The following is a 19,441-nucleotide window of genomic DNA, read 5'->3' on the forward strand; positions in this document are numbered from 1 at the left end:
GCCCCCATGACAGCGCCCGTTCACCCCCATTCGGAGGTTGTTACATGCGACCCACGAGGTCCACGCTCCGCCGCGCCGCCGCAGTCGCCGTCGCCGGCACCCTGGTCACCGGCTCGCTGCTCGGCGCACCCGCGCAGGCCGCCCCCACGGCCCTCTCGCCGGACGCCGCCGCCACCCTCGTCGAGAAGCTCGGTGCCCGCGCGGCCGGCACGTACGCCGACGCCAGCGGCAAGATGGTCGTCACGGTGACCGACACCGCGACCGCCCGCCAGGTGCGCGCCGCCGGTGCCATCCCGAAGATCGTGGCGCGCGGCGCGGACAAGCTCAACGCCGCCACCAGCGAGCTGGAGCGCTCCGCCAAGATCCCCGGCACCGCCTGGTGGACCGACCCGGCCACGAACCAGGTCGTCGTCTCCGTCGACAGCACCGTCACCGGCGCCAAGCTGGAGCGGGTCAAGGCCGCCGCCGCCCGTCACAACGGCGCGATCCGCATCGAGGCCGAGGCCGGCACGCTCAGCACCCGGATCTCCGGCGGCCAGGCCATCTACGCCGGCGGCGGGGGCCGTTGCTCGCTCGGGTTCAACGTCCGCAGCGGCTCGACCTACTACTTCCTCACCGCGGGTCACTGCACCAACATCTCGTCGAGCTGGTACAGCAACTCCGCGCAGACCAGCCTGCTCGGCACCCGGACCGGCACCAGCTTCCCGGGCAACGACTACGGCATCGTCCGGCACAACAACTCGGCCAACGCGGCCGGCAACGTGTCGCTCTACAACGGCAGCTTCCAGGACATCACCTCGGCCGGCAACGCGTACGTCGGCCAGTCCGTCCGCCGTTCCGGCAGCACCACCGGCCTGCGCAGCGGCAGCGTCACCGCCCTCAACGCGACCGTGAACTACGCCGAGGGCAGCGTCTCCGGCCTCATCCGCACCAACGTCTGCGCCGAGCCGGGCGACAGCGGCGGCTCGCTGTTCGCCGGCACCGTCGCGCTCGGCCTCACCTCCGGTGGTAGCGGCAACTGCCGCACCGGTGGCACCACCTACTTCCAGCCGGTCACCGAGGCCCTCAGCCGCTACGGCGTGAGCGTCTTCTGATCCACGCACCGCTGTGAACGGGCCGCCGGGTGACCGGCGGCCCGTTCCGCGTACCCGTCTCAGGTGCCTGCCCCGAGGCGGCCCGGACCGACCGGCGGGCCGTCCGGGCGGGGCGGGTCCGACGGCCGGACCGTCCAGTGCCGGTGGGCCCGCCGCGCCGACAGCACCGCCGCCAGCGGCCAGAGCGTCACCGCGAGCGCCGCCACCCGCTCGGCCAGCCCGGTCCGGGAGCCGCCCGTCACCTCCGCCACCGACCAGCCGAACAACGCCAGCAGCACGGCCGTCACGGCCAGCGCCACCGGCCGGCGGAACGCCCACGGCGGCCGGCCCGCCGGGGAGGCGGCCACCTCGCGCGGCACCCTGCGGGGCAGCCGCAGCGCTGACCCGGCCGGCCAGAGCGCCAGCGCGAGCACCGCCACGGTGGCCACCACCCCGTGCGCCGGGGAACCGCCCACCTGCGGCCGGGGGAACGCGATGAGCGCGACGGTGGACACCCCGCCGACCGCCAGCAGGAAGCGGCTGGGCAGCCCGGCGGCGTGCAGCGCGGCGGCGGTGGCGCAGTAGCAGCAGCCGAGCAGCACCAGCGCGCCGCCCATCAGCCACGGATCGGTGGCGCCCTCACCGGCCAGCTCGCTGATCGTGTCCCGCACCGGGTCGTACCCCGGCCCCTGGCGGGCGCCCGCCACCGTCCAGCCCGCGACCAGCAGCGCGGGCGCGGCGGCCGCGGTGACGACGGCCCAGCTCGGTACGGCACGCACCCGGCCACGGTAGACCGCCGGACCCGGCTCGCACGGCGCTTTCGCCACCGTCGGGGCGGACCGGCTCGACGGGTGCCCGGGAGCGGGCCCGCCCGCCCTGACAGAATGCGGGGGAGCAGTGAGTGGACCAGATTGAGGAGACGCCAGCCGTGATCCGTACCCACAATGCCGGAAGCCTGCGCGCCGCGGACGCCGGCTCGACGGTGACGCTCGCCGGGTGGGTGGCCCGCCGGCGCGACCACGGCGGTGTCATCTTCGTCGACCTGCGCGACGCCTCCGGCGTCGTGCAGGTGGTGTTCCGCGAGGAGGACGCGCACGCGCTGCGTAACGAGTTCTGCGTCAAGGTCACCGGCGAGGTGACCCGCCGCCCGGAGGGCAACGAGAACCCGGACCTGCCCACCGGCGAGGTCGAGGTGACCGCGTCCGAGCTGGAGGTGCTCTCCGAGGCCGCGCCGCTGCCGCTGCCGGTGGACGACCAGATCGAGGCCGGCGACGACATCCGGCTCAAGTACCGCTACCTGGACCTGCGCCGGGGCGGCCCGGCCAAGGCCATGCGGCTGCGCTCGCGGGCCAACCAGATCGCCCGCGGCGTGCTGCACGAGCGGGACTTCCTGGAGATCGAGACGCCGACGCTGACCCGCTCCACCCCGGAGGGCGCCCGCGACTTCCTGGTGCCGGTGCGGCTGCAGCCGGGCAGCTGGTACGCGCTGCCGCAGTCGCCGCAGCTGTTCAAGCAGCTGCTGATGGTCGGCGGCATGGAGCGGTACTACCAGATCGCCCGCTGCTACCGCGACGAGGACTTCCGCGCCGACCGGCAGCCGGAGTTCACCCAGCTCGACATCGAGATGTCGTTCGTCACCGAGGACGACGTGATCGACCTCGGCGAGGCGATCGTCTCGGCGCTGTGGAAGGACCTCGCCGGCTACGAGATCGCCCGGCCGATCCCGCGCATCACCTGGCACGACGCCATGTCCCGCTACGGCTCCGACAAGCCGGACCTGCGCTACGGCGTGGAGCTGACCGAGCTGACCGACTACCTGCGCGGCACCGAGTTCCGGGTGTTCGCCGGCGCGATCGACGCGGGCGGCTACGTCGGCGCGGTGGTCATGCCCGGCGGCGCGTCGCAGACCCGCAAGGAGCTGGACGGCTGGCAGGACTGGGCCAAGGCGCGCGGCGCGCGCGGCCTGGCGTACGTGGTGCTGGACGCCGAGACCGGCGAGGCGCGCGGCCCGGTGGCGAAGAACCTGTCCGAGGCGCACCTGTCCGGCCTGGCCGACGCGGTCGGCGCGAAGCCCGGCGACGCGGTCTTCTTCGCCGCGAGCACGAACACCCGCGAGGCGCAGGAACTGCTCGGCGCGGCCCGGATCGAGATCGCCAAGCGGGCGAACCTGATCGACGAGAGCGCCTGGGCGTTCTGCTGGGTGGTCGACGCGCCGATGTTCGAGCGCACTGACGAGGGCGGCTGGACCGCCGTGCACCACCCGTTCACCTCGCCGAACGCCGAGTGGGTGGACCGGTTCGAGGAGGCACCGGACCGGGCGCTGGCATACGCGTACGACATCGTCTGCAACGGCAACGAGATCGGCGGCGGCTCGATCCGTATCCACCGCGGCGACGTGCAGCAGCGGGTGTTCGACCTGCTCGGCATCACCGCCGACGAGGCGCAGGACAAGTTCGGCTTCCTGCTGGAGGCGTTCAAGTACGGCGCCCCGCCGCACGGCGGCATCGCGTTCGGCTGGGACCGGGTCTGCATGCTGCTGGCCGGCGCGGACTCGATCCGCGAGGTCATCGCGTTCCCGAAGACCCGGGGCGGCTTCGACCCGCTGACCGGCGCGCCCACCCCGATCACCGGGCAGCAGCGCGCCGAGGCCGGCATCGACGCCAAGCCGAAGGCGCCGGGCGGCCCGCACGCCGGCACCGCCGGCCCGGCCGCGCCGGTGGCCGACCCCACCTGATCCTCGCCTCGTCGAAGGGCCCGCGTCATGATGACGCGGGCCTTTTCGATCTTCAGGGGGACTGATGCGTCTGCTCGTGGTGGGAGCCAGCGGGTTCCTCGGCGCCGAGGTGTGCCGGCAGGCGGTCGCCGCCGGGCACCGGGTGGCCGGCACGTACCACTCCACCGCCGTGGCGGTGGCCGGCGTCGCGCCGCACCGGCTCGACGTGACCGACCGCGCCGCCGTGCGTGAGCTGCTGACCCGGGTACGCCCCGACGCGGTCGTCGCCACCCCCTACCGGTACGACGACTGGGCGGTCACGGCGGACGGGGCGGCCCACATCGCGGTCGCCGCCGCCGAGGTGGGCGCCCGGCTGGTGCACCTGTCCAGCGACGCGCTGCACGCCGGGCGCCCGAAGCCGTACGCGGACGAGGACGTGCCCACGCCGCTGCACCCGTACGGGGCGGCGAAGGCGGCGGCGGAGACGGCGGTGCGGGCGGTGGATCCGGGCGCGGTGCTGGTGCGGACGTCGCTGATCGTGGGGGAGGGCAGCAAGCAGATCCAGCTCTGCCGGGACGCGCTGGCCGGCCGGGCCACGTTGTTCACCGACGAGCTGCGCTGCCCGGTGCACGTCGCCGACCTCGCCGCCGCGGTGCTGGAGCTGGTGCCGGGCGGCTACGCCGGGCTGCTGAACGTGGCCGGGCCGGACGCGGTGAGCCGCGCCGAGATGGGGCTGCTGGTGGCCCGGCACGACGGGGTGGACGCGGGCGGGCTGCGGACGACCACGATCGCCGCCGCCGGACTGCACCGCCCGGGCGAGGTGGTGCTGGACTCCAGCCGTGCCGCGGGGCTGCTGCGGACCCGGCTGCGCGGGATCACCGAGCTGTACGGCTAGTTGCACAGATTCTTTGCAAGCATCTTGTGCATGGAAAGTGTGCACAGATATTGTGCATCTCATGGAGGAGAAGAAGCGGCCCGAGGAACGCGCCGTACGCATCGACCACCGTCAGGTTCGCGCGCTGGCCCAGCCGCTGCGCATGCGGCTGATCGGGGCGCTGCGCGTGGCAGGCCCGTCCACCGCCACCGCCCTGGCCGAGATGCTCGGCACCAACAGCGGCGCGACCAGCTACCACCTGCGCCAGCTCGCCGAGGTCGGTCTCGTGGTCGAGGACCCCAACATCGGCACCGGCCGGCAGCGCTACTGGCGGGCCGCGCACGACGTCACCAACTGGGAGTCGAGCGACTTCGACGACGACCCCGACTCGCGGGCCGCGATCGAGTGGCTGGAGGCCGACTACGTCCGCTTCTTCGCCGGGCACGCCGAACGCTGGTTCGCCCAGCGGCACCAGTGGGGACCGGCCTGGCGCGACGCGTTCGGCATGGGCGACTTCTTCATGCGGATCCCGGTCTCCCGGCTCGAAGCGATCAAGGAGGAGGTCTTCGCGCTCTTCGAGCGGCACCGCGACGAGACCGACCCCGACGATCCCGACGCCGAGACGGTCCAGCTCTACCTCGCCGCCCTCCCGATGGACGCGGCGTTCCCGCGGCCCGCCCCGCCGTCCACCGAGGAGAAGCCGTGACCGCGCTGTCCGTACGCCAGATCCGGTCCCGCTACCTCACGCTGTACGGCCTGCGCTGGCTGCCCAGCGGCCTGCTCATGCCGGTGATGATCCTGCTGATGCAGGAACGCGGGCTCACGCTGTCGCAGATCGGCCTGGTCGCCACCGCGCAGGGCCTCGTCGTGCTGGCGCTGGAGCTGCCCACCGGCGGCTTCGCCGACGCGCTCGGCCGCAAGCCGGTGCTGGTCGTCGCCTGGGTGCTCGGCCTGGGTTCGCTGGCGCTGATGGCGGTCGCCGACTCGTTCTGGATGTTCTTCCTGGTCTGGGCGTTGCAGGGCGTCTACCGGGCGCTCGACAGCGGCCCGATGGAATCCTGGTACGTCGACGCCACGCTCGCCGTCGACCCGAAGGCCGAATACGAGCGCGGCCTCGGCTGGGCCGGCACCGTGATCGGTGTCGCGATCGGCGCGGGCGCGCTGCTCAGCGGCGGCCTGGTCGCGCTCGGCCCGGTCGGCCCGGTCAGCGCGCTGGCCCTGCCGGTGATCGTCGCCGCCGTGCTCCAGGCCGTCTCCATCGTGGCGCTGCTGGCGCTGATGGCGGAGCGGCGGCCCGCGTCCGGCCCGGCCGCGCTGCGCGCCTCGGTGGTCGACGCGCCCCGGATGGTCGGGCAGGCCGTCGGGCTGCTGCGCCGCAACCGGGTGCTGGCGGCCCTGGTCGCCGTCGAGCTGTTCTGGGGCTTCGGCATGGTCACCTTCGAGTCGCTGCTCCCGGTACGCCTCGCCGACGTGCTCGGTGACCCGGACCGCGCGGCGGCGCTGCTCGGCCCCGCCGGCACGGCGGCCTGGCTCGCGAACGCCGCCGGTGCCGCGCTCACCCCGTTCCTGCTGCGCCGCCTCGGCGCCGCCCCGGCCGCCGCGCTGATGCGCATCCTGCAGGGCGTGACGGTGGTCGGCATGGGTCTGCTGGCCGGCCCGGTCGGCGTGCTCATCGCGTACCTGGCCTGCTACGCCGTGCACGGCGCGTCGAACCCGCTGCACATGGGACTGCTGCACCGGCAGGTCGACGGCCCGTACCGGACGAGCGTGCTCTCGCTGAACTCGATGGCCGCCCAGCCGGCCGGCGCGCTCGGCGCGGTGACGCTGACCGCGCTGGCCGACGCCACGAGCGTCAGCATCGCCATGGTCGTCGGCGCGGCGATGCTCGCCGTGGCCGCGCCGCTCTACCTGCCGGCCTGGCGCGCCGCCCGCCGCAACACGCAGGACGTCACCGTGGAACCGGAGTCGACGGTAGGCGGCCCCGGCCACGCCGGCCCGCCCCTCGACGCGGCCCCCGCGGTGGCCGCGCCCGCTCCCGCCGGCCGCGACTGAGCCGACCGGCCGGGTGGAACGTCATGGGTGTCTCGGACGTCGTTCGACACCCATGGCGTTCCATCCACGCCGTCGGGGCGTCGCGCGTCAGGCGAGCTCGACGAAGGTGCGGCGTTCGGCGGCGGTGAAGCCGAGCCGGCGGTACAGCCGGATCGCGCCCACGTTGTCCGGGTAGACGCCCAGCGCCACGGCGTCGTACCTGCCGAACAGGGCGCATGTCATCCCGGCGGTCAGCGCCGCACCCAGCCCTCGGCCGCGATGCTCCGGTGCGACAGTCAGCCCGGCCAGGAAGCCGATGTCGCCGCGGCTGCGATCGGCGCCGCAGGCGAGCAGGCGGTCACCGTCGCGGATGCCGTACCAGTCGACGATGCCCGGCTCGCCCGGCCGCGAGGTGGTGGCCGGGAACGCCTCCTCGATCAGCGCGGCCAGGGCGGGGTGGTCGGCCTCGGTGAGGCGTACCACCCGCTCCTGCTCCGGCTGGTGCGGCGGCGGGCCGGTGGCCCAGAGGAGATCCCACTCGGTCAGCCGGGCCACCGGCAGCCGCGCGGCCACCTCGTCCGGATCGGCGTGGGACAGGTTGACCGACTGGCCGGCCCGCAGCGTCCCGTCCGCCCGCTGGGCGGCGAACACGTCGAGCGCCGGGCCGGGGGCGCCGACCGCCCCGCCGGCCGACCAGCCACCCGGTGGCAGCAGCCATCCGACCGCGCCGTCGTGCCGCCATCCCCGTACGGCCACGCCGCGCCGGAGCGCGTGCCGGGCGTACGGGTGGTGGCCGGCCGCGGCGAGCAGCCCCTCCCGCTCGGTCAGCGACTCGTCGACCGTGATCATTCCGCCAGCGTACGACCATCCCCGCTGGTACCGAGGGCCGAGGCACCGCCTGTTCCACGGTGGAGATTGACGAACAGACCGATTGGGTACATCCGTCGCCGACCTGCTGGGAACCCCCACCGGAGGAACGACATGCTCGCCATTCTCGCGGCCATCGTGTTCGGCTTCGCGCTGCTGCTCGACTTCATGAACACCGACCTCGGCGCGCCCGATCTGTTCAGCACCACGACGCTCATGCTCATCGGCTTCCTGCTGCTCTCGCTCTACCTGGCCGGGGTCGGCTCCGGCCCGCGCGGCGGCGGTGGCGGCCGGTGGTACCGGGGCCGGCGGCCGGGTCGCGGCTGACCGGAAAAGACCACCCGGGTCGGGGCGGCGGCGCGATTCCGGCGTCGTCGGCCCGGCCCGGTACTGTCTTCGTGATGGAATCGGACGCCCTCTTCACCCTCGGCGAGCCGGCCGGCGCACCCGCGGGCGCGGGCGGCGCCGACGGCTTCACCGACACCCGGGCGGACTCGCCCCTGCCGGTGCGGATGCGGCCGGCCGGCATCGACGAGCTGGTCGGGCAGGAGCACCTGCTCGCGCCGGGGGCGCCGCTGCGCCAGCTGGTCGAGGGCGCGGCGCCGATGTCGGTGATCCTCTGGGGGCCGCCGGGCAGCGGCAAGACCACCATCGCGCACCTCGTGGCCCGGGCCACCGACCGGCGGTTCGTGGCGATGTCCGCGCTCACCGCGGGCGTCAAGGACGTCCGCGCCGTGATCGAGACCGCCCGCCGGCAGCGCCGGTCCGGCGGCCCGCCGACGGTGCTGTTCATCGACGAGGTGCACCGGTTCAGCAAGACCCAGCAGGACTCGCTTCTCGCCGCGGTCGAGGACCGCACTGTCACGCTGCTCGCGGCGACCACCGAGAACCCGTACTTCTCGGTCATCTCGCCCCTGCTGTCGCGCTGCGTGCTGCTCACCCTCCAGGCCCTCGACGACGACGATGTACGCGGCCTGCTGCGCCGCGCGGTGGCCGACGAGCGCGGGCTCGGCGGCGCGCTGGTCCTGGCCGAGGAGGCGGAGGACCACCTGGTCCGGCTCGCCGGGGGCGACGTGCGCAAGGCGCTCACCGCGCTGGAGGCGGCGGCTGCCACCGCGACCGCGCTCGGCACCGGCCGGATCGACCTCGCAGTGGCCGAACAGGCGGTCGACGTGGCGGCGGTGCGATACGACCGCGACGGCGACGCCCACTACGACGTGACGAGCGCGTTCATCAAGAGCATGCGCGGCTCGGACGTGGACGCGGCACTGCACTGGCTGGCCCGGATGGTGGTGGCCGGGGAGGACGCCCGGTTCATCGCCCGCCGGCTGGTGATCTTCGCGAGTGAGGACGTGGGAATGGCCGATCCCACCGCGCTGACCGTGGCCACCGCGGCCGCCCACGCGGTCGAGTACGTGGGCCTGCCGGAGGCACAGCTGAACCTGGCCCAGGCGGTCATCCACCTGGCCACCGCGCCGAAGTCGAACTCGGCCACGACAGCGATCGGCGCCGCCGTCGCCGACGTACGCGCGGGTCGTGGCGGCGCGGTGCCGCGCGGGCTGCGCGACGCCCACTACTCCGGCGCGCGGGGCCTCGGCCACGGCGCCGGCTACCGCTACCCGCACGACGACCACCGGGGGGTGGTCACCCAGCAGTACGCTCCGGACGACCTCGTCGGAACCGACTACTACCAGCCCAGCGGGCACGGCGCGGAGCGGGCGGTGGCCACCCGGCTGCCGCTGTTGCGCCGGATCGTGCGCGGGCTGCCGGCTCCGGCGACCCGGGCGGAGGCCGGCGCCCCGGCCGCCGCGAACGGGGCCCGGGTGGGGGGCGGCGAGCAGTCCAGCGGGGCGAGTGAGGGCGGCAGCGACGCCGCCGAGGGGGGTCAGTAGTGATGGCGCGTGGTCCGGAGCGGCCGGCGGACGGCCCCGACGAGCGGCGCGACCCGCGCGGCAAGGGCCGCCGGTGGGGACGCGGCCGGGCCGAGCCCGAGCTGGACCCGACTGTCGTCGGCGAGGAACTCGGCTGGATCGACGACCTGCGCACCGCCAAGCAGCAGGGCGGCGAACTCGGACCGGACGGGGGCGTGCCCGCGCCGCGGCCCGACGCCGACCCGTCCTGGCCGGACGGCGAGCCGTCCCGGCCACCCCGCCCGGCCGCCGCACCGGGGCCGGGCCCCGGCATGCCACCCGGCGGCCGACAGGCTCCGCGGCCCCCGGCACCGGGCTCCCCGCCGCCCTCGACCGGTCAGCCGGTTCCGCCACCCTCGCCCGCCGGCCGGCCCGGTACTCCGCCGGCCGGCGCGCCCCAGACTCCCGGCCGGGCCGTTCCGCCCCCGGCTGCCGCACCGCAGACTCCCGGCCGGGCCGTTCCGCCGCCCGCCGCGCCGCACACGCCCGGCCGGCCCCATCCGGGCGGGCCCGCTCCGGTCGGCCGAACCGACCCGACGCTGCCGCCCGTGACCGGCCGTCCGGGTCCGGCTGCGCCCCCGGCCGCCGGCCGTCCCGGGGGACCGGTCACCGGACGACCCGGTACCGACCTGCCCCCGGCCCCCGGTCGACCGGGCATGGACACGCCTCCGCCGCCGGGACGGTCCGGCGTGGACACCGCCCCGCCGTCCGGCCGCCCCGGCGTGGACATGCCCCCGGCCCCCGGGCGTCCGGCCGCGGACACGCCGCCGGGGGCCCGCCCACCGGTCGTGGACGCGCCCTCCGGCGGTGGCCGTCCCGGCCCGGAGGCGCCGCCCGGTGGTGGCCGGCCCGGTCCGCGTCCGCCGGTCATGCGCCGCCCCGACACGCCCGGTCCGGCCGCGCCGCCGGTGCGCCCCGGCGGTCCCGAGACCGGTGCCCCGCGCCGGCCCGGTGACGGCCCCTGGCCGGGCGGCCCCGAAGCCGGTGCCCCGCGCCGCCCCGTCGACGGTCCGTGGCCCGGCGTGCCCGAGGCGCCCCGTCCGGCCGACGCGCCGTACCGCCGCCGCGTGGACGGACCCACCGGCCAGCAGCCGCCCGTCGCCGGCACCCGCGTCCCGCCCGCTGCGCCGCCGCCCGGCCGGGCACCAGCCGCCCCGGGCCGCCCGCCCGCCGACGGCGACAGCCGCGTACCGCCGACGCCCCGCGGCCGGCACGGAGCCGGGCCCGAGGTCCCGCACCAGGCCGATCCGACGATCCCGCCGCCGTCCGGCGGCCGCCGGGCCCGGCCGGACGACACCGCCGGCATCCAGCCGGTCTCCGGTGGTGCCCGCCGGGCGCGCGCCGAGGACGCCGACGCCGTCCAGCCCGTTCCGGGGGGGACGCCGAGCGCGCCCCGATGACGTGGCACCCGGCACCCATCCGGTCTCGGGGGCGGGCCGCCGGGCCCGTACCGACGACGTTCCGCCCGGTACCCGGCCGGTCTCCGGTGCAGGCCGCCGGGCCCGTGCCGACGACGTTCCGCCCGGTACCCGGCCGGTCTCCGGTGCAGGCCGTCGCGCCGCGCCGGAAGGCGTCGTACCCGGCGGGCCGGCCGGACGAGCCGTTCCGGACGCCGCCCCGGTCTCCGGTGGCGGGCGACGCGCCCGGCACGACGAGCCCACCGGCGGCCACCACGTGCCCGCCCCTGGCGGCGGATCCGCAGCCGTGCCCGCTCCGGGCACCGGCCGGCGGGCCGCCCCGGACCGCTCCCCGGTCGTACCGCGCAGCGGAAACGCGCCGGACCTGCCGGGCGCGCCCGTCTCCGGCAGCCCGGCGACCGGCCCGACCCCGCCCGCCGGCCGCCGCGGCGCGCCCGCCGGCCGCGGTGCCGCGCCCGACGGCCGCCGGACCGCGCCCGACGAGCCGGGCGGTACCGGCGTCGGCGCCGAGACACCCGGTCGCCGGGCCGCCCGTGACGACGCCGGTGAGCCGCGGCCGCAACGGCCCGACCGGCCCGCCGACTGGCTGCGGCAGGCGGGTCGCACGCCACACACCGACCCCGCCATGCCGGTCACCCGCCGCCCGGCCGGCCCTCCGGCCGACCAGCCGTCCGGCCGTTCCGAAGCGCCCGCCGGCCGGGCCGGCGTCGCCGTCCCGCCGGTGCGTCCCGAGCCGGGTACGCCGTCCCGGCGGCCCGGACCGCCCGGCCCCGATGTGCCGGCGCGCGCCGAACCGGCGGTCCGCCCCGACCAGCCCGGCCCGGTCGTGCCCCCGGCCCGGCCTCAGCCGTCCGACCCGTCGCCCGGTAGGCCCGGCCCGGCCCGCGGCGCGGCCCGCCCCGGTGTCGCGCCCACTCCCGGCCCGCGCGGCGACGTCGAGCGCACGGGTGGGATCCCGGCGGGCGGTGGCCGTCCCGGTGGTGCCCCCGCGGGTCCGGCCGGTCCCGGTCCGCGTGGTGACGTCGATCGCACGGGGGGGATTCCGGCCGGTGCCGGCCGCCCCGGAGCCGGTCCGGCTGGACCCGGAGCCGGTCCGGCTGGACCCGGTGGCGACGGACGCGGGGTGGCACGCCCCGACGACACCCGGCCCGGTGCCGGGCCTCGTCCGCCGGTGGCCCCCGGTGCCAGAGGGCCGGCAGGCGACGGCCCGGTGCCGCCCGGTGCCCCGGTGACCGCCCGCGCGGCAGCCGGCGTGGCCCGCCCGGTCGCGCCGGACGAGCGGACCACCGGACGGGCGACGCCACCCGGAGCGGAGCCGGACCGGAGGACCGGACCGGGCAACGCGGCGACACCGGCGGCGGCCCGGGCGGCTGTGGTCGTACCCCCGGGGGAGCCCGCGGGGCCACGGCCCGCTGCGGGCGGCGCGCCGCGGCCCGGCGGTCCCGGACCGGACGACAGCGGCGCGGAGGCCGGTGGTCTACGCGGCGCCCGGTCGGAGTTGCGCCGGCAGATGCGCGAACGCAGCCGGCTGCGGCTGGGCATCCTCGCCCTGGTCAGCCTCGTGCTGCTCGGTGCGGTGCCGCTCTACTTCGGGATGCGTACGCTCAGCCGCGACCCGGTCTTCGACACCCTCGACGCCCTCGCCGTGCCCGCCTGGGCACAGAGCAACACGGTCGACAACGTCAGCGGCAGCCGCTGGTGCCTCCAGGACTGCCGCCTGCGTGAACGCTCCGTCGAGTCGGAGCAGGGGTGGAAGGAGACCGTCGCGGTCTACGAGGAGGCGCTGGCCGGGGACGGGTGGCGGCGCTGGAAGGTCGACCGTTGCCCGGACGAGAAGGTCCCTGGCAGCTACACCTGCTGGCGCCGGGACGAACTCACGCTCGACCTGTGGGTGCGCGACCGCACCTGCACGCCCCCGCCGGTGGACGGGGCGCCCGCGCCGACCGCGCCGCCCGCGCCCGCAGCGGCGGAGTGCACCGGCTCGTTGGTGTCGGTGAAGGTGCGCAACGCTATCGACGACGAGCGCACCGGACCGACGCCGACCACCGATCCGTCACTCACCGGTGAGGATCCGTACCCGACCCTGACCGACGACCCGCTGGGCGAGGCGACCCCCTCACCGTCGTGAGCCGACTTTCATCACGGACGGTAGGGTCTGGGGCTGGCACGCCCGTCCGTGCCCGGTGACCGGGTCGGCGTGGCGCGAAGTGGGTAGGTACGGTCGCGCGTTCCGGGGCGTCGGGTTCCGGGACACTGCTTGAGGAGGACTTTCGCGTGAGTGGTGGAGAGATCGCTGCGCTGATCGCGGCCGGCGCGTTCCTGATGCTGGTGCTCGTGCTGGCGGTGCCGATCCTGCGGCTGCGGCACACCGTGGACGCGACGACCCGCATGATCACCGACGTGAACGAGCGCACCGCGCCGCTGCTCGGTGACGTGAACACCACTGTGAAGAACGTCAACGTGGCGCTGGAGCAGGTGCAGACCTCGCTGGACGGGGTGAACCTCCAGCTCGCCAAGGTGGACACCATGACCAGCCACGCGCAGAACGTCACCGCGAACGTGGCGAACCTGGCCACCGTGGTCTCCGCCGCCGCCGCGAACCCGCTGGTCAAGGTGGCCGCGTTCGGGTACGGCGTGCGCCGGGCCGCCTCCGCCCGCCGGCACGCCGAGACCGAGCGCGAGGTGCGCGACACGATCAAGCAGCAGCGTCGCGCCGCCAAGCGCGGCAACCGCTGACCCCGGCCGGCGTACGCGGGAAGGATGAGAACATGAGGCGGTTGTTCTGGCTGGGCATCGGGCTGGCCGTGGGCGTCCTGGTGGTGCGCAAGGCCACCCGGACGGCGCAGGCGTACACCCCGGCCGGCATCGCCAGCGGGCTGTCCGAGTCCGCCGGTGGTCTGGTCGAGTCGCTCCGGGCGTTCGTGGACGACGTCCGGGTCGGCATGGCCGAGCGTGAGCAGGAGATCCACGAGGCCTTCGCCCGCGGCGAGGTGTACGACGACCAGTTCGCCGAGCTGCGGGAGGACCCGCGTATCGGTGACCGAGAGATTTTCCCGGAGGACCACCAGCGATGAAGACGGCGGAGATCAAGCGGCGGTTCCTCGCCCACTTCGAGGCGAACGGGCACACCGTGGTTCCGTCCGCTCCGCTGCCCGCCATCAGCGACCCGAACCTGCTGTTCATCAACGCGGGCATGGTGCAGTTCGTGCCCTACTTCCTGGGCCAGCAGACCCCGCCGTACGCGCGGGCGACGAGCGTGCAGAAGTGCATCCGGACGCCGGACATCGACGAGGTCGGCAAGACCAGCCGGCACGGCACGTTCTTCCAGATGAACGGCAACTTCTCCTTCGGTGACTACTTCAAGTCCGGGGCGATCCCGCTCGCCTGGGACCTGGCCACGAAGCCGGTCGAGGCGGGCGGCTTCGGGCTGGACCCGGAGCGGATCTGGGCCACCGTCTACCTGGACGACGACGAGGCGTACGACATCTGGCGGGCCACCGGCGTGCCGGCCGAGCGGATCGTGCGCCGCGGCAAGGCCGACAACTTCTGGTCGATGGGCATCCCCGGCCCGTGCGGCCCGTGCTCCGAGCTGTACTACGACCGCGGCCCGGCCTACGGCCGCGAGGGCGGCCCGGAGGTCGACGAGGACCGCTACCTGGAGTTCTGGAACCTCGTCTTCATGCAGTTCGAGCGCGGTCCGGGCGTCGGCAAGGAGGACTTCCCGATCCTCGGTGACCTGCCGGCGAAGAACATCGACACCGGCATGGGCCTGGAGCGGATGGCCTCGCTGCTGCAGGGCGTGGACAACCTCTACGAGATCGACGAGGTCAAGCCGATCCTCGACAGGGCCGCCGAGCTGACCGGCAAGCGCTACGGCGTGCACTCCGGTCACGCGGCCAACGAGTCGCACCCGGACGACGTACGGCTGCGGGTGATCGCCGACCACGTGCGTACCTCGCTGATGCTCATCGGCGACGGGGTGACCCCGTCGAACGAGGGCCGGGGCTACGTGCTGCGGCGGATCATGCGCCGGGCGATCCGGGCGGTGCGGCTGCTGGGCTACCAGGACCGGGCGCTGCCCGAGCTGCTGCCGGTGGCCCGCGACTGCATGGCGCCGTCGTACCCGGAGCTGGCCGAGGACTTCGGCCGGATCTCCCAGTACGCGTACGCCGAGGAGGACGCGTTCCTGGCCACGCTGCGCGCCGGCACCACGATCCTGGACACCGCCATCGCCGAGACCAAGTCGGCCGGCAAGGCGGCGCTCTCCGGCGACAAGGCGTTCCAGCTGCACGACACGTACGGCTTCCCGATCGACCTGACCCTGGAGATCGCCGCCGAGCAGGGGTTGCAGGTCGACGCGGAGGGCTTCCGCCGGCTGATGGCCGACCAGCGCAGCCGGGCCAAGGCCGACGCGCAGGCGCGCAAGACCGGGCACACCGACGTGTCGGCGTACCGGTCGGTGCTCGACGGCGGCGGTCCGGTGGAGTTCACCGGCTACACCGAGCTGAGCCGGGAGTCGCGGGTACGCGCGCTGCTGTCCGGCGGCGCCGCGGTCTCGGCGGCGGTCGAGGGTGACACGATCGAGCTGGTGCTCGACACCACCCCGTTCTACGCCGAGGGTGGTGGCCAGCAGCCCGACCAGGGGCTCATCACTGTGGGCGGCGGCCAGGTCGAGGTCTTCGACGTGCAGCAGCCGGTGCCCGGCCTGATCGTGCACCGGGCCAAGGTGGTGCGCGGCGAGGTGCGTTCCGGGGAGACCGGGTACGCCGAGATCGACGTGTCCCGCCGCCGGGCGATCTCCCGCTCGCACACCGCCACGCACCTGGTGCACCAGACGATGCGCAACTTCCTCGGTGAGTCGGCGACCCAGGCGGGTTCGCTGAACGCGCCGGGCCGGCTGCGGTTCGACTTCAACACCCCGACGGGTGTGGCGCCGAGCGTGCTGCACGACGTCGAGCAGCAGGTCAACGAGGTGCTGCTGGCCGACCTGGAGGTGCACGCGTTCGTCACCAGCCAGGAGGAGGCCCGGCGGATCGGGGCGATGGCCCTGTTCGGCGAGAAGTACGGCGAGCGGGTCCGGGTCGTCGAGGTCGGTGACTACGCCCGCGAGCTGTGCGGCGGCACGCACGTGGCCCGCTCCGCCCAGCTCGGCCTGGTGAAGATCCTCTCCGAGGCGTCGGTGGGTTCCGGCGTACGCCGGATCGAGGCGCTCGTCGGCATGGACGCGTTCGGCTTCCTGGCCCGTGAGCACCTGCTGGTGTCCCGGCTGGCCGAGCTGTTCCGGGTGCCGGGGGAGCAGGTCGCCGACCGGGTGGAGCAGACGGTCACCCAGCTGCGCGACGCGGAGAAGGAGCTGGAGAAGCTGCGCGCCCAGCTCGTGCTCGGCGGGGCCGGCGCCCTGGCGGCGCAGGCGAAGGATGTGCGCGGCGTCGCGTACGTCGGCACCGAGGCGCCGGAGGGCGCGGCGGCGAACGACGTGCGGACCCTCGCTCAGGAGATCCGGGGCCGGATCGACGCGGCCCGCCCGGCTGTGATCGCGGTGGCCGCCCGGGCCAACGGCAAGGCGTCGCTCGTGGTGGCCGTCAACCAGGCCGCCCGGGGGCGGAACCTGAGCGCGAAGGACCTGGTCAAGGCGGCGTTCTCCGGCCGGGGCGGCGGTAGCGACGACCTGGCCCAGGGCGGCGGCCTGCCCGCGACGGAGGCGCCGAACCTGCTGGTCACCGTCGAGCGGGCGGTCGCCGACGCGGCATGAGCGAACGCACCGAGCGGAGCGAGGGCCGTGAGGGCATGCCCGGCCGGCACGGCATGAGCGAACGCACCGAGCGGAGCGAGGGCCGTGAGGGCATGCCCAGCCGGCACGGCATGAGTGCACGGATGTACGCCAGGGCGGACCACCCGGTCCGCCCTGGCCCGTACCGGCGGGGAGGTGTCCGCCCGTGAGTGAGGTGTCCCGTGGCGTCCGGCTGGGTGTCGACGTCGGCCAGGTCCGGGTGGGGGTGGCGCGCTGTGATCCGCACGGCATCCTCGCCACGCCCCTGGTGACGCTGGCCCGTGATCTGACCGCGGAACCGGACGCGGTGCCCGCCGACATGGCCGAGCTGGTCCGGCTCGCCGCCGAGCACGAGGCGGTGGGGATCGTGGTCGGGCTGCCGGTCAATCTCGCCGGGAAGCACGGCCCCGCGGCGCTGAACGTATCAGCATATGCCAGCCGATTGGCTGATGTAATGAGGCCGATTCCGGTGACGCTGACGGACGAGAGGATGTCTACCGTCGTCGCGAGTCGTAGGCTGGCCGAACGGGGCGTCCGGGGAAAGCGCCAACGAGCGGTGGTCGACCAGGCCGCCGCGGTGGAGATTCTGCAGAGCTGGCTGGACGCACAGCGGAGGCGGACGCAATGATCGACGATCTTGATCTGGGGTTCGACGAGCCGGACAGGGGGGAGAAGGGCCGGCACCGGCGCGGCGCGGTGCGCCGTCGCCAGGGCAAGTCCGGCGGCGGCCGGGGCAAGACCCTTCTCGCACTCGCTCTCGCGCTGGTCCTGCTGGGCGGCATCGGCGGCGGCGCGTTCTACGGCTTCGACCGGGTCCAGAACTACTTCGTCACACCCGACTACGACGGCTCCGGCACCGGCGAGGTGACCGTCGAGATCAAGCAGGGCGCGCTGATCGCCGACATGGCCGACGCGCTCGTCGCGGCCGACGTGGTGAAGAGCACCAAGGCGTTCATCGAGGCCGCCGAGGAGAACTCGCGCAGCAAGAACATCCAGCCCGGCACGTACAAGATGCGCAAGCAGATGAGCGGTGACGCGGCGGTCGTGGCCCTGCTGGACCTCAAGAACAAGATCGTCAACGGGATCACCATTCCCGAGGGCCTCACCGCGAAGACGGTCTACAAGCGGCTCTCCGAGAAGACCGACATCCCGGTCAAGGACTTCGAGGCCGCGGCGAAGGATCCGGAGGCGCTCGGCGTACCGGACTGGTGGTTCAAGCGTTCCGACGGCAAGAAGGTCAACCCGTCGATCGAGGGCTTCCTGTTCCCGGACACCTACGAGATCCCACCGAAGGCCACCGCCGAGACGGTGCTCAAGCTGATGGTGGACAACTTCCTCACCGTCACCTCCGGCATGCAGTACGCGGAGAAGGTGCAGAAAGATCGCGGCGGCATCACCCCGTACGAGGCGCTGATCGTCGCCTCGCTCGCGCAGGCCGAGGCCGGCAACAAGGCCGACCTGGGCAAGGTCGCCCGGGTGGCCTACAACCGGGTCTACGGCGAGTTCCCCTGCAACTGCCTCGAGATGGACGTCACGGTCAACTACTACCTGGAGCTGACCGGGCAGAAGACCAAGGCGTCCAAGGACATGACTGCCGCCGAGCTGGACAACCCGAAGAACCCGTACAACCGCAAGCTGCGCGGGCTGGTCCCCTCGCCGATCAACAACCCCGGCAAGGAGGCGCTGGAAGGCGCGCTGAGCCCGCCGGACGGCAAGTGGCTCTACTTCGTGGCGATCAGCAGGGACGGCCGCTCCGCGTTCGCCGAGACCTACGCCGAGCAGAAGCGCAACGAGCAGAAGGCCAGGGAGGCCGGGATCATCTGATGGCCGATCCCCGCCGCGCCGCCGTGGTCGGCAGGCCGATCGCCCACTCGCTCTCCCCGGTGATCCACACCGCCGGGTACGCGGCGGCCGGGCTGACCGGCTGGTCGTACACCCGGATCGAAGCCGGCGCCGACGAGCTGCCCGGCCTGGTCGCGGGCCTCGGCCCCGAATGGGCCGGGCTGTCGGTGACCATGCCGGGCAAGGAGGTGGCGCTCGCGCTGGCCGACGAGGTCTCGCCGGCCGCCGCCGCCGTCGGCGCCGCCAACACGCTGGTACGCCGACAAGACGGCACTTGGTACGCGGACAACACCGACGTCACCGGCATGGTCGAGGTGCTCACCGGCGCCGGCTGCGTGGCCGGGGCGGTCGTCACCGTGCTCGGTGCGGGTGGCACCGCCCGGGCGGCCATCGCGGCGGCGGCCCGGATCGGGGCGGCCGAGGTGACTGTGGTGGCCCGCCGCCCGGAGGCGGTCGACGAGCTGCGCCCGGTCGCGGCGGCGGCCGGGGTGCCGCTCGCTGGCGCCGAGTGGGACGGCGCACCCTCCCACGCCCGCGCCGACCTGGTGATCTCCACAGTGCCCAAGGGCGTCGCCGACCCCCTGGCTGACAACTTCGACTGGCGGCCGGAGTCGGTCTTCTTCGACGTGGTCTACGACCCGTGGCCCACGCCGCTCGCGGCGGCGGCGCTCGCCGCCGGGTGCCGGGTGGTCTCCGGGCTGGACCTGCTGCTGGCCCAGGCGTTCGGCCAGTTCGAGCACTTCACCGGCGTCACCGCCCCACGCACCGCGATGCGCGCCGCGCTGCCGGTGTAAGGAAGGGCCCCTTCTTAACGCCTCCGGTAGAGGAAGGGTCCCCTGTTAACACCTCACCCGTCGGGCGGCGGACCAGCGTACGGAGGTGGCCTGTCCGGTTGGCGGGACGCGGCGGGCGGCGTACGCCGGTGACCACCGGGCGTGACAGA

Annotated in this window: 17 protein-coding genes; 15 read left to right on the forward strand and 2 right to left on the reverse strand. The window is 74.8% G+C overall.

Annotation, left to right across the window (positions count from 1 at the left end):
- Positions 1-44: 44 nt before the first annotated feature.
- On the forward strand, positions 45-1,094 hold the full coding sequence (locus tag MICAU_RS11490; protein ID WP_013285478.1) for a S1 family peptidase: 1,050 nt from the start codon (positions 45-47) through the stop codon (positions 1,092-1,094).
- Positions 1,095-1,153: 59 nt separating this feature from the next.
- Here MICAU_RS11490 and MICAU_RS11495 read toward each other — a convergent pair whose 3' ends face one another.
- Positions 1,154-1,852, reverse strand: coding sequence for a DUF998 domain-containing protein (locus tag MICAU_RS11495; protein WP_049794876.1), 699 nt, complete (start codon positions 1,850-1,852; stop codon positions 1,154-1,156).
- A gap of 149 nt (positions 1,853-2,001) precedes the next feature.
- Here MICAU_RS11495 and aspS point away from each other — a divergent pair, with 149 nt between their 5' ends.
- From aspS to MICAU_RS11515, 4 genes are all read left to right on the forward strand, one after another.
- Positions 2,002-3,807, forward strand: a complete 1,806-nt coding sequence (aspS, locus tag MICAU_RS11500) for an aspartate--tRNA ligase (RefSeq protein ID WP_013285480.1) — start codon at positions 2,002-2,004, stop codon at positions 3,805-3,807.
- Between the two features lie 64 nt (positions 3,808-3,871).
- The gene (locus MICAU_RS11505; RefSeq protein WP_013285481.1) at positions 3,872-4,681 is read left to right on the forward strand and encodes an SDR family oxidoreductase; all 810 of its coding nucleotides are present in this window, start codon (positions 3,872-3,874) and stop codon (positions 4,679-4,681) included.
- A gap of 61 nt (positions 4,682-4,742) precedes the next feature.
- On the forward strand, positions 4,743-5,366 hold the full coding sequence (locus tag MICAU_RS11510) for an ArsR/SmtB family transcription factor (RefSeq protein ID WP_013285482.1): 624 nt from the start codon (positions 4,743-4,745) through the stop codon (positions 5,364-5,366).
- Positions 5,363-6,712 carry an MFS transporter gene (locus MICAU_RS11515; protein WP_013285483.1) on the forward strand — a complete coding sequence of 450 codons (1,350 nt, stop codon included), beginning with the start codon at positions 5,363-5,365 and terminating at the stop codon, positions 6,710-6,712. The genes MICAU_RS11510 and MICAU_RS11515 overlap by 4 nt, the downstream gene beginning before the upstream one ends.
- Before the next feature lie 87 nt (positions 6,713-6,799).
- Here the strand turns inward: MICAU_RS11515 and MICAU_RS11520 are convergent, their stop codons facing one another.
- Positions 6,800-7,540 (reverse strand): GNAT family N-acetyltransferase, encoded by a 741-nt coding sequence (locus MICAU_RS11520; protein WP_013285484.1) that lies wholly within the window; start codon positions 7,538-7,540, stop codon positions 6,800-6,802.
- A 132-nt stretch (positions 7,541-7,672) separates the two neighbouring features.
- Here MICAU_RS11520 and MICAU_RS11525 point away from each other — a divergent pair, with 132 nt between their 5' ends.
- From MICAU_RS11525 to MICAU_RS11575, 10 genes are all read left to right on the forward strand, one after another.
- Positions 7,673-7,885, forward strand: coding sequence for a hypothetical protein (locus MICAU_RS11525; protein WP_013285485.1), 213 nt, complete (start codon positions 7,673-7,675; stop codon positions 7,883-7,885).
- Between the two features lie 74 nt (positions 7,886-7,959).
- Positions 7,960-9,450, forward strand: coding sequence for a replication-associated recombination protein A (locus MICAU_RS11530; RefSeq protein WP_030271033.1), 1,491 nt, complete (start codon positions 7,960-7,962; stop codon positions 9,448-9,450).
- Positions 9,451-9,452: 2 nt separating this feature from the next.
- Positions 9,453-10,868: a hypothetical protein gene (locus tag MICAU_RS31505; protein ID WP_013285487.1), complete on the forward strand. Its 1,416-nt coding sequence runs from the start codon at positions 9,453-9,455 to the stop codon at positions 10,866-10,868.
- A 1,528-nt stretch (positions 10,869-12,396) separates the two neighbouring features.
- A complete protein-coding gene (locus MICAU_RS11540; protein ID WP_013285489.1) occupies positions 12,397-13,014 on the forward strand; it encodes a hypothetical protein in 618 nt (205 codons plus the stop codon).
- Between the two features lie 146 nt (positions 13,015-13,160).
- A complete protein-coding gene (locus tag MICAU_RS11545) occupies positions 13,161-13,622 on the forward strand; it encodes a DUF948 domain-containing protein (protein WP_013285490.1) in 462 nt (153 codons plus the stop codon).
- Between the two features lie 32 nt (positions 13,623-13,654).
- Positions 13,655-13,960, forward strand: coding sequence for a hypothetical protein (locus MICAU_RS11550; protein WP_013285491.1), 306 nt, complete (start codon positions 13,655-13,657; stop codon positions 13,958-13,960).
- The gene (alaS, locus tag MICAU_RS11555) at positions 13,957-16,638 is read left to right on the forward strand and encodes an alanine--tRNA ligase (RefSeq protein WP_013285492.1); all 2,682 of its coding nucleotides are present in this window, start codon (positions 13,957-13,959) and stop codon (positions 16,636-16,638) included. Before MICAU_RS11550 ends, alaS begins: the two co-directional genes overlap by 4 nt.
- 184 nt (positions 16,639-16,822) lie before the next feature.
- Positions 16,823-17,284 (forward strand): Holliday junction resolvase RuvX, encoded by a 462-nt coding sequence (ruvX, locus tag MICAU_RS11565; protein WP_013285494.1) that lies wholly within the window; start codon positions 16,823-16,825, stop codon positions 17,282-17,284.
- Positions 17,281-18,480 (forward strand): endolytic transglycosylase MltG, encoded by a 1,200-nt coding sequence (gene mltG / locus MICAU_RS11570; protein ID WP_013285495.1) that lies wholly within the window; start codon positions 17,281-17,283, stop codon positions 18,478-18,480. Before ruvX ends, mltG begins: the two co-directional genes overlap by 4 nt.
- Positions 18,480-19,292 carry a shikimate dehydrogenase gene (locus MICAU_RS11575; RefSeq protein ID WP_013285496.1) on the forward strand — a complete coding sequence of 271 codons (813 nt, stop codon included), beginning with the start codon at positions 18,480-18,482 and terminating at the stop codon, positions 19,290-19,292. The genes mltG and MICAU_RS11575 overlap by 1 nt, the downstream gene beginning before the upstream one ends.
- The last annotated feature ends 149 nt before the right edge of the window (positions 19,293-19,441 follow it).

This window comes from Micromonospora aurantiaca ATCC 27029 (assembly GCF_000145235.1).
GTDB lineage: Bacteria > Actinomycetota > Actinomycetes > Mycobacteriales > Micromonosporaceae > Micromonospora > Micromonospora aurantiaca.